This is a genomic window from Metabacillus sp. KJ11-3 (assembly GCF_055808295.1).
On the sequence record NZ_CM147865.1, the window covers coordinates 4570727 to 4587235 of the forward strand.

General features: G+C 35.8%; 14 protein-coding genes. 12 read left to right on the forward strand and 2 right to left on the reverse strand.

The annotated features are described in order from the left end of the window. Nucleotides 1–88 precede the first annotated feature (88 nt). The 3 genes from AC0L8O_RS22845 (at nt 89) to rlmH (ending at nt 2212) form a co-directional block, all read left to right on the forward strand. On the forward strand, nt 89–1309 hold the full coding sequence (locus AC0L8O_RS22845) for a S1C family serine protease (protein WP_473445484.1): 1221 nt from the start codon (nt 89–91) through the stop codon (nt 1307–1309). A gap of 187 nt (nt 1310–1496) precedes the next feature. Then, nucleotides 1497–1664 (forward strand): CxxH/CxxC protein, encoded by a 168-nt coding sequence (locus tag AC0L8O_RS22850; RefSeq protein WP_473445486.1) that lies wholly within the window; start codon nt 1497–1499, stop codon nt 1662–1664. Between the two features lie 68 nt (nt 1665–1732). Beyond that, on the forward strand, nt 1733–2212 hold the full coding sequence (gene rlmH, locus AC0L8O_RS22855; RefSeq protein ID WP_473445488.1) for a 23S rRNA (pseudouridine(1915)-N(3))-methyltransferase RlmH: 480 nt from the start codon (nt 1733–1735) through the stop codon (nt 2210–2212). Nucleotides 2213–2504: 292 nt separating this feature from the next. Here rlmH and AC0L8O_RS22860 read toward each other — a convergent pair whose 3' ends face one another. Then, complete coding sequence (locus AC0L8O_RS22860) at nt 2505–5453, reverse strand: carbohydrate binding domain-containing protein (RefSeq protein WP_473445490.1); 2949 nt, start codon at nt 5451–5453, stop codon at nt 2505–2507. 566 nt (nt 5454–6019) lie between these two features. Here AC0L8O_RS22860 and AC0L8O_RS22865 point away from each other — a divergent pair. Further along, nucleotides 6020–7099 carry a LacI family DNA-binding transcriptional regulator gene (locus AC0L8O_RS22865; protein ID WP_473445492.1) on the forward strand — a complete coding sequence of 360 codons (1080 nt, stop codon included), beginning with the start codon at nt 6020–6022 and terminating at the stop codon, nt 7097–7099. A gap of 814 nt (nt 7100–7913) precedes the next feature. On the opposite strand, the gene AC0L8O_RS22870 is transcribed toward AC0L8O_RS22865, so the two are convergent. Continuing rightward, on the reverse strand, nt 7914–8345 hold the full coding sequence (locus tag AC0L8O_RS22870) for a GyrI-like domain-containing protein (protein ID WP_473445493.1): 432 nt from the start codon (nt 8343–8345) through the stop codon (nt 7914–7916). Nucleotides 8346–8455: 110 nt separating this feature from the next. On the opposite strand from AC0L8O_RS22870, the gene AC0L8O_RS22875 reads away from it, so the two are divergent. The 8 genes from AC0L8O_RS22875 to AC0L8O_RS22910 all read left to right on the forward strand — a co-directional run bounded on the left by AC0L8O_RS22875 (nt 8456) and on the right by AC0L8O_RS22910 (nt 16474). Then, nucleotides 8456–9418 (forward strand): helix-turn-helix transcriptional regulator, encoded by a 963-nt coding sequence (locus AC0L8O_RS22875; RefSeq protein WP_473445495.1) that lies wholly within the window; start codon nt 8456–8458, stop codon nt 9416–9418. A gap of 135 nt (nt 9419–9553) precedes the next feature. Next, complete coding sequence (locus AC0L8O_RS22880) at nt 9554–10762, forward strand: ATP-binding protein (protein WP_473445496.1); 1209 nt, start codon at nt 9554–9556, stop codon at nt 10760–10762. Nucleotides 10763–10846: 84 nt separating this feature from the next. Next, the gene (locus AC0L8O_RS22885) at nt 10847–11503 is read left to right on the forward strand and encodes a hypothetical protein (RefSeq protein WP_473445498.1); all 657 of its coding nucleotides are present in this window, start codon (nt 10847–10849) and stop codon (nt 11501–11503) included. 187 nt (nt 11504–11690) lie between these two features. Then, a complete protein-coding gene (locus AC0L8O_RS22890; protein ID WP_473445500.1) occupies nt 11691–12791 on the forward strand; it encodes an ABC transporter ATP-binding protein in 1101 nt (366 codons plus the stop codon). Continuing rightward, complete coding sequence (locus AC0L8O_RS22895; RefSeq protein ID WP_473445502.1) at nt 12784–13587, forward strand: ABC transporter permease; 804 nt, start codon at nt 12784–12786, stop codon at nt 13585–13587. The genes AC0L8O_RS22890 and AC0L8O_RS22895 overlap by 8 nt, the downstream gene beginning before the upstream one ends. Nucleotide 13588: 1 nt before the next feature. Then, the gene (locus AC0L8O_RS22900) at nt 13589–14392 is read left to right on the forward strand and encodes an ABC transporter permease (protein ID WP_473445504.1); all 804 of its coding nucleotides are present in this window, start codon (nt 13589–13591) and stop codon (nt 14390–14392) included. Continuing rightward, entirely contained in the window at nt 14389–15462 is a 1074-nt protein-coding gene (locus AC0L8O_RS22905) for an ABC transporter substrate-binding protein (RefSeq protein WP_473445506.1), read from the forward strand. Before AC0L8O_RS22900 ends, AC0L8O_RS22905 begins: the two co-directional genes overlap by 4 nt. A gap of 163 nt (nt 15463–15625) precedes the next feature. Beyond that, nucleotides 15626–16474, forward strand: coding sequence for a sulfurtransferase (locus tag AC0L8O_RS22910; protein WP_473445508.1), 849 nt, complete (start codon nt 15626–15628; stop codon nt 16472–16474). The last annotated feature ends 35 nt before the right edge of the window (nt 16475–16509 follow it).

Here is a 16509-nt window from a genome sequence, read left to right on the forward strand (position 1 = left end):
TCATCTTGGTTAATTTTCATACAGCAAGAGAATAATGTTGATTAGGTAAACACTATTCAAGATGTGTTTGAAAGGAATGGTGAGCATAATGGGCTATTATGATCAAGATTATGAGAATGATAATGCCAAAAGGCAAAAGGGAAACCGTGGCGGCTGGTTTTTAGCAGGATTCGTCGGAGCAATCTTAGGAGCATTGCTCATGTACTTTGCTATACCTGGCCTGTCCAGAATTGTTCCGTATGATATGGAACTGGGTGAAGAGGCAACAGAACAAGGAAATGGCACTGATAATCAAACTGGATTAACCAAGAATGTATCAGTCAATGTGAATTCAGCTATTACAGACATTGTAGATAATGTATCAGATGCAGTAGTAGGTGTTGTCAATCTCCAGGAAGCCGGTTTCTGGAATGAAACAGGTGAAGCTGGTACCGGCTCAGGTGTTATTTATAAAAAAGAGGGGAAAAACGCCTTTGTTGTCACAAATCACCATGTTATTGAAGGAGCTTCACAAGTTGAAATCAGTCTTAGTGATGGAACAAGAGTCCCTGCTGAAATTTTAGGTAGTGATGCTTTAACAGATTTAGCAGTTTTAAGATTGGATAGTGAAAAGATTAAGAAAGTAGCTGAGTTTGGTGATTCAGATGCAGTTAAGCCTGGTGAACCTGTTATTGCCATTGGAAATCCACTTGGATTGCAGTTTTCCGGTTCAGTAACACAAGGAATTATTTCAGGAACAGAGAGAGCAATTCCTATTGATGAAAATGGAGACGGTCAGGTAGATTGGAATGCAGAAGTACTACAAACAGATGCGGCCATTAATCCTGGTAATAGCGGTGGAGCTCTTATCAACTTAGATGGAAAAGTGATTGGAATTAATTCAATGAAAATAGCTCAATCGGCAGTTGAAGGTATCGGCCTATCGATCCCGGCAAATCATGCCATCCCAATTATCGAGGATCTTGAAAAATATAGCGAGGTAAGACGTCCATTTATAGGAATTGGTATGAGATCGCTAAATGAGGTTTCCAGTTACCATAAAGAGCAGACATTAAAGCTAGCTGAAGATGTTACAGATGGTGTCATCGTGATGAGTGTTGTTCCAGTATCACCAGCAGCTCAAGCCGGGTTACAGGAATTTGATGTGATCACAGAATTTGCAGGAGAAAAAGTAAAAGATATTATCGAATTACGAAAAGTCCTCTATGATCAAGATGTTGGTGACTCTGTTGAAGTGATCTACTATCGAAACGGTGAAAAGATGTCTGGCAAGATGAAGTTAGCAGAAGAGAACATGTTGGGGAGCTAAAAATTAGCTCTCTTTTTTTACTATCGGTAAGCATAAAGTTTCTATGGATAATAGTATAAGAAAATCTCAGGCTTTCGCTATAAGGACTTGACGAAAAGCCAAGTTTTTCTAATCTGGTTGTGGACAACTATTAAGGGTAAACTAAATTATAAACTATCCACATGTGGATAAGGAGGATATAAAGAACATGTATTGTTGTGAAGAACATATTGAATTAGCTATAGATATGTATGTAGATGAAAGAGAAACTGCACCAGAAATAGAAAAAATTGACGGTGATGGAAAGTTATCCACAAGATGCCAAATGTGCGAAAGACCAGCTATATATGTAGTTGGAGAATCGTTACAATCATAATTGTGGATAAATTTTAAATGTTGTGGATAAGTTCTGTGGATAAACAAATTTAGAGTGGGGAAACAAAAATGAACATTTCAATCATTACAATTGGAAAGCTAAAAGAGAAATATTTAAAACAAGGGATAGACGAATACTTAAAGCGTTTAACATCATATGCAAAGTTGGAAATCATTGAACTACCAGATGAAAAAGCTCCGGAAAACCTAAGTGAAATCGAAATGGAGCAAGTAAAGGAAAAAGAGGGAGAAAGAATACTAAGCAAGATTAGTGATGATACACATGTTATTGCATTAGCTATTGAAGGAAAGATGAAATCATCCGAGCAGCTGGCAAAGGATCTTGATCAGCTTGCTACATATGGAAAAAGCAAGGTTGCGTTTGTTATAGGTGGATCACTAGGGTTAAGTTCAGGTGTTATGAAGAGATCAAATGATAGTCTTTCCTTCTCGAAGATGACGTTTCCTCATCAGTTGATGAGGTTGATATTGTTGGAGCAGGTTTATCGGGCGTTTCGGATTAATCGGGGGGAACCGTACCATAAGTAAATGGTGATTTTATTACTTAGTATGTATGTTTTTGCAATAGATTGAATTTATTCAAAAAATTGGGAGATCAGGAACATATATAATCGGACGATTAGGAAAAGAAGTACTGGATTCGCTTTGTATTTAAGTCCATCCATGCTACAACATACAGAAAGAAGCTGGAAAGGATATCCTTTGTGTGCATTTTGTTTATTTTGTTGAATGAGTGTGAATGTTTAATCTCTTTAACATCCGTCTAATAATATCAAATAAAAAAAGCACTACTCCTAAAAGGAAATAGTGCTATTTACTGTTAAATTAGTTTGTTTCTACGAGCTTTAACAGCTAAAACTGAACCTAACATGACTACTAATAATCCTAAAGCTAGTAAGTTAAATGTGCTAGTTGCAGTGTTGGGTAATTTTTGTTTATCTCCAGAATTTTCACCCTGTTTTTCCGGATCTTTAGTGCCCGGATCTTCAGTGCCTGGATCTTCAGTGCCTGGATCTTCAGTGCCCGGGTCTTCAGTACCCGGGTCTTCAGTACCCGGATCCTCAGTGCCTGGATCTTCAGTGCCTGGATCTTCAGTGCCCGGGTCTTCAATGCCTGGATCTTCAGTGCCTGGATCTTCAGTGCCTGGATCTTCAATGCCTGGATCTTCAGTGCCCGGGTCTTCAGTGCCTGGATCTTCAGTGCCTGGATCTTCAGTGCCTGGATCTTCAGTGCCTGGATCTTCAGTGCCCGGGTCTTCAGTGCCCGGATCTTCAGTACCTGGATCTTCAGTGCCCGGATCTTCAGTGCCCGGATCTTCAGTGCCTGGATCTTCAGTGCCTGGATCTTCAGTACCTGGAGGATTTTCTGGATTACTATTGTCTTCTACTTTTTTAATAACAACATTGTCAATAAATACATCCTGTATTTCTGCCGGTGTGAATCCATCAGCATCTTTTCCTAACGCAAAACCAAATTTGGCTGATGCATCTGTTGGTTCAGTCATTTTAAATGTGTAGGTAAATGTCTGTAATGTATCTGTTAAATCTACTACTTGATCAAAGTATCCTGTCCAATTGTTGTCTTCTTCACCATTATGTTGAAGTTGTACACGTAATGGTCGGTCCACAGTAGATTTTGCATCAAATGATACCTCATAAGTAGCATCCTGTTCGACATTAATTCCATGTTGGAATAACTGAATGTTCCAATCAGCAGTTCCTATATCAGTAATAGCTGCTTTAGCTTGTCCATCTTCGTTCACTGCAAAAGTTGCTTTACCAGGATTATATGCTTCTGCTCTCCAATTAGCGAGGCCGTCAAAGATTCCATTTTTAACAAGATTACCTTCAACTTGCTCTAATGGTAGTCTTTTCATGAATACATTATCAATGTACACGTCGTTTGAATTACCACCGATATTAAATTGGAGTTCAGATTGATTATCCGTTTCAGCATCATTTGTGAAATCTAACGTATATTCTTTTGTTTCTGGTGTTAAATTTACGATTTCTTCATGAATTATTTCAGACTTTGAGTTCGTGATCGCTACTTGAATATCTCTTTCTGCTTCAGCACTTGCTTCAAAGGTTAATTGATATGGTTTTCCATTTTCTAGGCTGAAACCATTTTGAGCTAATTGTACTGAATTTTTATTGTTACCACCATTAGTGATCCGTGCTTCAAATCTTCTTTCATTTACTGCACTTCCGATATATCTTGTTGCATCTGCGGATTCGTCTGTTCTAAATTCCCAAAAACCCATTCTTTCAGTACCTTGGTCAAAAGTTCCGTTATAAATATAGTTTCCAGTAGGAAGTGGATCTCTTACAATCTTTGATGGATCAACAGGATCTGCATCTTTAATTTTTTCTAATCTTACATCATCAAGTGAAATATCACCGTCATTTAGACCCATATTGAATTCATATCGAGCTTTAACATCTGTTTCATCATTCATAGTAAATTCAAACGAATAATCTTCCCAAGATGTTGTTAAAGTGAAAGGATCTTGGCCAGCATAATCTTTCCAACTTCGATCTCCATCTGCGCCTATTTTAACTTTTACTGGTCTTTCATTCTCTGCTTTTGCTCTAAAGGAAGCTTTATACTTTGCTCCTTTTATAAGATGAATTGGAGCTTGAAGCAATTGAACTCCGTGCTCAACATTACCGCCGGATTCAATTTTTACATCCATTGCACCATCATTTGGTAAAAGATTGGCATTAGCGCCACCATCTTTAGAAAATGTCCAATAATCAGAATATTCTACACCTTCAACACCGTCTACCTCAGGGTCATTTATGTCAAAACCACCATTGTAAACGTAGTTACCATCTTCAAGAGGAGCTCTAACATCATCGTTATCCTCACTTATAGGCTTTTCACGTTCAGGGTACTCATCTTTTTGATAGACTTTTACATAATCAACTGCCATTTGTTGAGGGAATACTGTTGTTTCATCAGGATTACCTGGCCACCCCCCACCTACTGAAATGTTCATAATTAAGAAGAAATCTTGATCAAATGGTGCTGGATAGGTATAGTCATCTGCATTAGAATCACTTTTATTGAACCAATCATTTGCAGTGTGATATAAATGACCATCAACATACCATCTAATTTCACCAGGTTCCCATTCTATGCTGTAAATATGGTAATCATCAGCAAATGATTGACCATCAGGTAAATAATAATGTCCTTGGCGCTGTTGATGTGGTTTACCGAAGTGGATCGTTCCATGGATTGTATCAGGTTCATGTCCTAATAGTTCCATAATGTCAATTTCTCCACTAACTGGCCATGTACCATAAAATGGTTCATCCTCAGGCATCATCCAAATTGCAGGCCAAATTCCTTGTCCCGAAGGCATTTTTGCTTTTACTTCGACTTTACCATACGTCCATTTTTGTTTACCTTTGGAAATTAGTTTAGCAGAAGAGTAGTTATATGTTTTTCCATCTGCTTCTGTAATATCTTCTTTCCTAGCCTCAAGAATAAGGGAACCATCTTTAACAAAGGCATTATTTTCTGTATACGATTGTATTTCACCGTTATATCTACCATTTGTAGGAACATCATAGCTCCAATTTTCCATGTTTATATCGTCGCCATTAAATTCGTCAGACCAAATCAATTCCCAATCTTTTGATGCTGAGCTTGTATCAGTTGATGGGTTTTCAGCAGCTGAAACATTACTTTTAAAGGGGAAGCTAGAACTAAATAGAATAACTGCAATTGAAAAAATAACTAATTTTCTAAAATTCATCATGAACCTCCATATAATTAAAATTTTATGGCTAAATGTTTTTTGGAAAAAATCACCACCTTTAGTGTTAAGAAGGAAACCGATTTCTATAAAATGTATAAAATATTCGTATTTTACTTAAGTTATGTAATGAGAGAATATTCAAAGTGAAATTATTAAATGGTAATTCTAGTTGGCTTTTTTCAGTTTGGAAACCGCTTTCCTTTTGGGTCATACAAATTTATTATTGTTGTTAAAATCGTTACTAACACGCGTTAGTAAATGGGTAAAAAAACATTAATCACAGTTATGTATTTTCTAAGGTTGTTTGCTAGCAGTGGTGGGAAACGCTTTCAATACTGATATTAAACTATAAGTCAAAGAATTTCAATTACTTTTAATGAAAAATTATTGTCTTTAATATTCGGTATCCACTAATCAAAATAATTTGTCTATCATTCAAGAACTTGAATTTATAGGATGCAACAATTCGAAGGTTCAATTCAAGTGGGATAAATAAACATGGATTAAATAACCAATTGTGTTTTCTGATATAATATGATAAATATCAGTGATTAGGTGGAGACTTTATGCGCAGTGAGGACTTAGCTAAACTTTTAGGATTATCTAGAAGTACAATATCAAGAGTTATTAATAATTATCCAGACATACCACAATCCACAAGAGAAAAGGTTTGGAAAGCCATCGAAGAATACAATTATGCACCCAATGCTTCAGCACAAAAGTTAGCTGGAGTAAAAAATAAAATGATTGCCATCATTTTATTAGATATAAAAGATAATGAGGAACCTCATCATGTTAAATCAACGGATGATACGTTAATACATGATAACCCGTTTTTTTCTCCAATTGTTAGTGCAGTCAGTGACCAAGCGAATAAAATGGATTATTATGTCCTTATCTCTATTGCATATTCTAAAGAGGATTTAAAAAAAGTTCAAAGTATTTTTTATCAAAAGATAATTGATGGAGCCATTTTTGTAGGAACGCAAGAAGCAGAAAATGAGCTTATATTTAATCTCATTGAACAAAAATATTTCATTGCTATGATAGATACGAGTGAAGTTTATAACACAAATCACAATGCGATATATATTAATGCGGATAACTTTGAGGGGAGCGTTAAGGCAGTATCGTACTTATTGGAACTTGGACATACTTCTATTGGTATTATTACTGGAAACTTAAATAAATTGTCTGCAAAAGAAAGGCTAGCAGGCTTCGAAACAACGCTAATGCAACATGGAATAGAAATGACGAAGGATGCTATTTATCATGGTGATTTTACAGAGAGTAGTGGATATGAAGGTGTAAAATATTTTTTTAGAGGGCCCAATCCGCCGACAGCCATTTTTGTAAGTAATGATACGATGGTCATTGGTGCATATAAAGCAGTAAGTGAATTAGGGTTACGTATTCCGGAAGATATATCGATCATTGGATTCGATAACTCATTTTTTTCATCTTATCTAAATCCACCACTAACAACAGTCGAAATCTCATTTTCCAATATCGCTAAAAAAGCAACAACACTTCTTATTGAATCAATTGAGAAAGAACAGCAACGAGGGATTGTGGAAAAGGTAAATGCTACACTTATCAAAAGAGAGTCTTGTCAAGCAATTAAAAGTAATGACGAAACGAAATAGCATTCTTTGAATGGAAGCGTTGAACTTAATTAGAGCTGCTAGAAAGGAACGTAGTAAATAGATAGTAATGAACTTTCTGGAAAAAGTTTTATGGAAAGAAAGACCACTCCCTTAGCATTGAATGTGGTCTTTGATTTTTAATCCATAGGAAGAATCTATCCGGTCACTAAAGGGCTACCAACATTCCTCTATAAACGAAATCACACAAAAACATATCTTTAACTAGGAATCAATTCCCTATTCACATGATGCCGCCAAATCGGCACCACAGAAGGAGAACCGGAAATAGGATCATCTACTACCGTACAATGAAGACCAAATATATCTTCAATCAATGTGCTTGTAATAACCTCTGCCGGCTCGCCCATTTTGCAATCATTTTGTATTTCCTTCCTTAATATGAGATTAATTGATAATAATTATCAATATCATTAATGTATATCCTCTTAAAGGAGTTGTCAACAGAATATTTAGAACGCAATGGGTACAAATACAAATTAAATGAGAGTGTTTTTTTGGAGGCATGAAAAAAGTAAGTAGATTCATTCATCTTGATATATAGGGAGGAACTGTATCATAGGTAAATGACATAAAAAGAAACAGCACTCTCTAGTATGAAGGAGATGTCCTGTTTCGTGATTTGAATGTCTAAAATATGTGGCATAATAATAGTCTTTGTTTTGGAATTCATAATAATTTTAAGCTCAATTAAGAGCTATAGACACATTTATAAAATCTACAATAGGGGACAATTTTATCTCGCCAGTTATTTCCTAACTACAGGGATCCACATTTCACCAAATACTAAGCCGTTTCACTGTCCCATCTCAACTGTTGCATTCGGCCCGCCAACATAAGCAAAATCCTTTGCTTCAGGCAAGACTTGACCAAAGGCGATGCCAGTGAGTGTATTACTCAATTCATCAGCTGTTTTTCCTTCCCCTTGTACGATCAGGTATGTCCCTTTAGGAAATTGAATAACTCTTGATGCTTCTGGTAGAGACTGCTCTGACATAACCCCGGCATAATGCATCATCTTATTATTTACCGCTTCGTTCACGGCAAAAATGTAGTCATTTGTGGCTATAGATTTTAACGTGTCAAGTCTTCCATCTTGTTTGACTTCATGCCAAAAGTCTGCCTTTTCCTTGTTTATGCCTGCGTAATCTGTATAATCGCTTTCCAACTCAATTCCAATACCTAATACAGTGAAGCTTTCTTTTTCTTCCAGCGTATAATTTGTCATTTTCAAAACCTTCCTTTTTATAAATTTTTTCAAATGATTTGTCTTTTCACTTGATGAGTTTATAATAGTCCTTAATCATGTCAAAAAATGATACTGTTTAGGAGGATCCGATGAAAAAAGTTGAACGAATTAATATTATCATGCGATATATCAACAACCGGTCCCACTTTACAATTTCTGAAATTATGCAAGAATTTAGTATCTCCCGTTCCACTGCTATTAGGGATATAAAAGAAATTGAAGCAATGGGGATGCCGCTTGTCGCTGAAGTAGGAAGGGATGGGGGCTACTCTGTTATGAACAATTCTGTACTGCCCACCGTTCGCTTTACTGATAATGAAATTAAAGCTCTTTTTATTGCCTTTATGGCTACAAGAAATCAACAACTCCCTTATCTAAAGAGCCGTCAGTCTTTAGCAGAAAAATTACTTGGTCTTATCTCCGAAAATCAGCAGGATGAACTAGTATTATTAAATCAAATTTTGCTTTTTGAAGGGACAAACCCAAATAATCCAGACCTGCTTGAACTGTCAGACCTGCCCCACCCAATTTTAGAAAAACTTATCCAAGAACTTCTTTTGGATAGCTATTTATTGATTACCATCAAAGAAGAGAAGGAAAGAATATCATATCCAATCTATCTCCTGCACCTTTATCGTGAAAAAAATAGTTGGCTGATTGAAGGCTATGACTTGATAGAAGAAAAGAGACAAATATTCCCGGTGGACAATCTCATCAATGTCAAACCATATTCTGCGAAAAAAAGAGTAAGCAAGAAAGCTATTTTGGCAAAATTAAATAAGCAGGAAGAAGTGATAAATCTTGTAGTTGAACTTGGTTCAAAGGCGATTGCCCAGTTCAAAAAATACCATCCTTTAAAAGTCTCAATTTCCTATACAAGTCCTTACCAAACCACAGCTTTACTAAAGTCCTTTATTAATGTTAATAATCTGGAAGAATTGACTGAAATGACCAATTGGCTGCTTTTCCTAGGTGAGGATATCAAGGTCAAGGAAATGCCTGAAGAAGTTTTAGAACGTTTAAACAAGAGATTAATCCTATACTGTCCATAATTTCTACCAGTTTAAACCTCATTAGATACGTTACGAAAACCGTAATGATAAACTAGAGCTAAAAAATTGCTCCAGTATATCAAAATAATGGTATATTTTAGTGTGTATATATCAATGGATAAAAAAGGGGGATGTATGAAGGAGTTTCATAATAAATTAAACAAAAAAATGTACTATATAGTTGTACTAATTGTGATAGCTATGATGATAATGGGCTTGATGATTAATAATCCGCGTATGGGAGAGTTCGAGTTTGGTTTTATCTTCCATACTATATTGGTGTTTGTTCTGTCTGTTTGTTTATTACTTTATCCTAAACGTGGTACAGATGCCCTGCGAATCATGATCACAGTCGTTGCAGGTGTTTACTTTTATACACTGTTCTTTTTATATCCAGAGACGTGGTCCAACTTTATTTTACTTTGTTTTATTCCGGCAATTCCAATCTTATTTTTTGATTTAAAGCTTTTTTATTTTTCATTATTATCAAATTTTGTATCCATCCTATTATTATTTTGCTATATTATAATTTTTGATCAAGGAAACCGGTACCCTTATATAGAAGGGGATTTAATAGGAAATTTGATCAACTTTATTGCGAGTCAACTTATTGTCTATTTTATTTTTCACTTAACGAATAGGCGAATAAAACAACAAAAATTGTATTATGAACAAATACAACAATCTGGTCGTTTGAAGATAACAGGCCAACTTTCAGCTGCTGTTGCACATGAAATTAGAAATCCTTTAACCGTTGTGAAGGGATTTTTACAGTTATTTGAACAAGACACTTCATTTCCCGCCGAGAGAAAAGGGCATCTTGCTTTGATGATTGATGAGTTAGGGACAGCAGAACAGGTCATTTCTCAATTTTTAGCTGTTGCCAAACCGGAAAAAGAAAAGGTACTTGAAACAGTGGATGTAAAGCTGGTTCTTCAGAGTGTTACAGATTTACTACATTCATATGGACTTTTACATAATAATCGAATCGAATTAAACATAATGGATGATTGTCATATTGCTATTAACACCATAGAGTTTAAACAACTATTAATCAATATTATTAAAAACGCCATAGAGGCCTCTAAAATGGGCGATTTAGTCCTTGTAACAGCTAGAACTGAAAAGAGTTTTGTTGTAATTAATGTTACTGATCATGGAAGAGGGATGTCGGAAGAAGAGGTTGCATCTCTCGGAACTCCCTTTTATTCTTTAAAAAGTAAAGGAACAGGATTAGGAATGATGATTTGCTTTAATATTGTAGAAAAATATAAAGGAACAATTGACTTTCAAACTTCAAAGGGTCATGGAACGACAGTTACGATACGCTTTCCTTCAATATAATTCATTTCAGGTAGCGGTTCTTTCAAAAGGGAAAGAATTTTATTTTACAAAGAATTAGTTTCAAAAATAGAGGGAGGCTGAGTCTTGAAAAATATAATATATTTTATGTTTGGTAAGCCATACGTAGAAAGTAAGTTTTATAGGGTTACCTACTGGTTTGGTGTGGGATTTTACTTTTTTGCCATGCTTTTATTTAGTATTCAAGCCCTCTCATTTGGAGGATGGGTTTATATCCTGTTTCCAGCAATCACCTTTCCCCTAATTTTTAGACTAGTTTATAAATTGAACACTCGTATACATTCACATACATCATTTAAAGGTTTGAATAAACGGGTCTTTATCATTCTAGGGGTCGTTTTGGGAGGAATGATAGGGCTATTCACCGTTATTACCTTGGTCGTTACTTTCTTTTTTGGAGATCATGTAGTGATAAATATGAACAAAACAACAACCAATGGGGAAGTAAATTTATCTATCGGTTCATTAAAAGGTAATCATGAAGTTGAAACCTTTGAAATCAATGAAACAGTTAACGGAACTATGACTATTCCTTTTGAAGCTTCAGTTGAAGAAGGGGAATATACGATATATGTTGAACATTCAGATGACGAAATTTGGGAAGATACAATATCTTCAGCAAAAAGTGGAGTAATAAGATTTAAAGGAAAAAAGGGCATATATACTATTAGTGTTTATACAGATGAAGCTAAAAAAGTAAAATTGAGCCTTTCGTTGTATTAAGAAACCGTCAAAACCCGGGGCTCTTTTTGGTTTTAAACTAGAGATAAACTATGTTACTTTTTCTGTAATTGGATGTAACACACATTATTTTTTATTTCTAATAAATGATGTATAATTACTCTTCGTAAAAAAGTAGAAAAATGTCGAAATAGTTGAGCTATACTCATCTTGCAGGAGGAATAACGATATGGTGAACGATGCTGTTATTCGCTTTGAGAATGTAATAAAGCAGTATGATAACAACCCCGTATTAAATAATATCAGCTTCGAATTGGAGCGTGGAAAGTTTTATACACTACTAGGTCCGTCAGGTTGCGGTAAGACGACGGTGTTAAGGTTAATTGCAGGATTTACACAACCGTCTACAGGGACCATTTATTTTAATGGAAAAGTCATTAACTCTGTCCCGGCTAATAAGCGCCAAGTTAACACTGTTTTTCAAGACTACGCATTGTTTCCTCATTTAAACGTGTTTGAAAATGTTGCCTTTGGCCTGCGTATTAAAAAACTTAAGAATACTGTTATTGAACAAAAGGTGAAAGAAGCCCTCAGGTTTGTGAACCTGGCTGGTTACGAGGCACGCGAAATCAATGAAATGTCTGGTGGACAAAGACAGCGGGTTGCGATTGCTAGAGCGATTGTCAATGAACCGGACATTATTCTTTTAGATGAACCTTTATCAGCTCTTGACCTTAAGCTAAGAACCGAGATGCAGTATGAGTTAAGAGAATTACAGCAGCGTCTTGGGATTACTTTTATATTTGTCACACATGACCAGGAAGAAGCGCTGGCTATGTCTGATGAGATTTTTGTCATTAATGAGGGGAAAATTGAACAAAGTGGAACCCCGATTGATATTTATGATGAACCTATCAATCGTTTTGTTGCAGATTTTATCGGAGAATCGAATATTGTTTCAGGGAACATGATCGAGGACTTTTTAGTGGAGTTTATGGGGAAACAATATGAGTGCGTGGACCAAGGTTTTGATCCAAATGAAAGGGTTGAAATTGTCATTCGTCCGGAAGATTTAAAAATTAGCACATTTGAAGAAGGAAAGCTTCAAGTAAGAGTGGATTCCCAGCTATTTAGAGGTGTTCATTATGAAATTTGCTGCTATGACAAAGAAGACAATGAGTGGCTTGTTCATTCAACGGAAAAAGCAATTGTTGGTTCTGAGATCGGTCTTTATTTTGAAAAGGAAGCGATCCATGTGATGAGATTAGGTGAAACAGAGGATGAATTTGACAAACGACTAGAATCCTATACAGAGGTTAGCGATGAATAGACAAACCCGTACACTTTATTTCATCCCTTATATGTTATGGATTGTTGTTTTTGTTATTGCTCCTATTATTCTTATTTTATATTATTCTTTTTTTAATATAGAGGGGCAATTTAGTTTAGAAAACTATCAAAAATTCTTTTCGCCTGTTTATCTTAAGATGGCGATTAGTTCCTTTTGGTATGCCTTTTTAATTACAGCATTTTCACTTTTAATCGGATATCCGACGGCTTTATTGCTGACAAGAACAAAACATAAGCAATTATGGCTTCTTCTCATCATTTTGCCTACGTGGATCAACTTGTTATTAAAAACCTATGCATTCCTGGGTATTTTTGGAACATATGGACCGGTTAATGACTTGTTTGTCTTTTTTGGAATGTCTGCACAGCAGCTTTTATTTACCGATTTTAGTTTTGTCTTTGTTTCCGTCTATATTTTTATTCCATTTATGATTTTGCCTATATTTAATGCCGTTGATAAGCTCAACCCTTCATTAATTGCTGCTGCAAGTGATTTAGGGGCGACACCTTTGACTGTATTTTGCCGTGTTATTTTTCCTTTAACGTTGAATGGTGTGAAAATAGGCTGTCAGGCTGTCTTTATTCCGGCATTATCATTATTTATGATCACCCGACTGATTGCCGGGAACCGAGTAATTACGCTTGGAACAGCAATTGAGCAAAATTTCCTTGTCATTCAAGATTGGGGAATGGGCGCGACAATTGCCGTATTCTTAATTATTGCGATGGCTATTATTATGATGTTAACCGGAAATCGGAAGAGAGGGATGTTATAAGATGCAACGAAATGGAAAAGTAGCGAATCTTTATTTGATCATCGTTTTTATCATTTTATACTCTCCGATTTTTTATTTGATGTATTATTCCTTTAATAGCGGTGGAACGATGCACCAGTTTGAAGGCTTTACCCTTGATTGGTATAAAGAGGTTTTTGCTGATACACGTTTATTCATTATTGTTTTAAACACACTAATCATCGCTCTTTTATCAGCAGCGATTTCAACGATTATTGGAGTGTTTGGGGCACTGGGAATCGCACATGTAAGAAAGAATCGACTAAAAAATACATTTTTAACATTCAATAATGTTCTTTTAGTTAGTCCTGACGTCATTATTGGGGCATCCTTTTTAATATTATTTACGATTGTTGGGATTAAACTGGGTTTTACTTCTGTTCTTTTATCACATATTGCTTTTTGTGTGCCGATTGTTGTTTTAATGGTATTACCTAAGATCGAAGAAATGAGTTCATCTTTAGTGGATGCCGCTCTTGATCTTGGAGCCAGTAACTGGAATGTGTTAACAAAGGTGATCCTTCCATATATTTCACCAGGAATTTTGGCAGGTTTCTTTATGGCTTTGACGTTTTCACTAGATGACTTTGCCGTTACATTTTTCGTAACCGGAAATGGTTTTTCAACATTATCAGTTGAAATTTATTCGCTGGCACGTCAAGGAATATCTTTAACGATCAATGCTTTAACAACGTTAATCTTTTTATTTACAATCGTTCTGGTCATTGGCTATTACTATATTAATCAACGTAGTCTTAAAACAAATGGAATAGGGGGAGGCAAATGAAACAGCTCGTTCGTATGTTTGTCCTGGTTTTTGTTGTTTCCCTTCTCCTCTTATCTTGGACCAATTATTTGAATACATCTGAAGGGTACTCAGGAGAGAATACTCTTACAATCTATAACTGGGGAGATTATATAGATCCTGATCTCATTGACAAGTTTGAACAGGAAACAGGGTTAAAAGTCATTTATCAAACATTTGATTCAAATGAGGCGATGATGACGAAAATCTCTCAAGGTGGAACGACCTTTGACCTGGCCATACCGTCAGAATATGCCATCGAAAAAATGAAAGAGGAAAACTTGCTCATTCCAATTGACCATTCAAAACTTCCAAATTTAACGTATATCGATCCACGTTTTATGGATTTGGACTTTGATCGAAAAAATGAATATTCCATTCCATATTTTTGGGGAACGGTAGGGATTATTTATAACTCTTCTATGTTAGAAGGGAAAGAAATAATAAGCTGGAACGATTTATGGGATGAGAGTCTGCGTAACCAAATCCTTTTAGTGGATGGAGCAAGAGAAATCATGGGGATGGGTTTAAATAGCCTAAACTACTCCTTAAACGATAAAAATAAAGAACATCTTCAGGAAGCAAAGCAAAAATTGCAAAGTCTGACTCCTAATATAAAAGCAATTGTCGGAGATGAAATCAAAATGCTTATCGCAAATGAAGAGGCCGCAATTGGGATTGTTTGGTCAGGTGATGCTGCTGAAATGATGGGTGAAAATGAAAATCTGAATTATGTCGTGCCTAAGGAAGGATCGAATCTTTGGTTTGATAATATGGTCATACCAAAGACTGCCCAAAATATAGAAGGTGCTCATTTATTTATGAATTTCATGTTAGATCCTGAGAATGCAGCTCAAAATGCAGAGTATGTGGGGTATTCAACACCTAATGCAAAAGCCTTTGACCTATTACCGAAAGAGATATCAGGTGATAAACGATTTTACCCGGATCCACAATTAACAGATAAACTAGAAGTATATGAAAACCTTGGAAAGAGAATGCTGGCTTATTATAATGAACTATTCTTGGAGTTTAAGATGTATAAAAAATAATAATAGGATGAGTAAGCCGAAGTTATCGAGTTATGTGTATAAGCTTGATATCTTCGGTTTTTTACATTTACTCTCGTGACTATTAATCAATTTAGGGAGAGGAAATTCTCCTTTTAAAGAGAATTATCAGGTTATCAGTTTAAATTAATGGAGGTAATGAACGATGAAATTTGTAGTTAATAAGGAATGGCTCAATGACCAATTACATAACGGGCAGGTTAAAATCGTGGATTGTCGGTTTGAGTTGGGAAATCCGTTGAAAGGAGAGAAGCTTTATCAAGAGAGCCATATCCCTGGGGCTGTTTATTTTGACTTAGAAAAACAGTTATCAGCTCCTCTTGCAAAGCATGGTGGAAGGCATCCGCTTCCTGATATCAATCAGTTTAAACTCGATATCGAGAAAGCGGGAATTGATAACAAAAAAGCGGTTGTTGCCTATGATGGTGGGGAGGGGCAATATGCATCACGTTTTTGGTGGTTGCTTACCTTTATAGGACATCAAAACGTGTATGTGTTAAATGAAGGCTTTAAAGGCTGGGTAGAAGCCGGATATAAAACGACGAAAGAAATACCAGAGTTTGAATTATCTAATTTTGACGTGCATATTCAAAAAGAGATGCTGGCTACTTATGAGGATGTAAAGGAAGTTGTTCAGCAACAGAAAAAGTCTCCAGTATTAATTGATTCAAGAGAGGAACAACGCTATTTAGGGAAAGTAGAACCAATTGATCGAATAGCCGGCCATATCCCGGGTGCTATTCATAAATTTTGGGCAGAAGGTTTGGAAAAAGGTTCTTATAAAAATACGGAGGAACAGAAAAGGAGATTTTCTGAGTTAAATCAGGAGGAGCCGATAATCGTTTATTGTGGATCAGGAGTGACCGCTACACCTAATTACATTGCTTTAAAATTAGCTGGTTATAAAAATGTACGATTATATGCCGGGAGCTATAGTGATTGGGTCTCATATGATGAGAACTCCGTGGAAAATGGGAAAGAAACTAGATATTAGGCAATCTGATAAAATAATTACTTCATGTGCTCCCT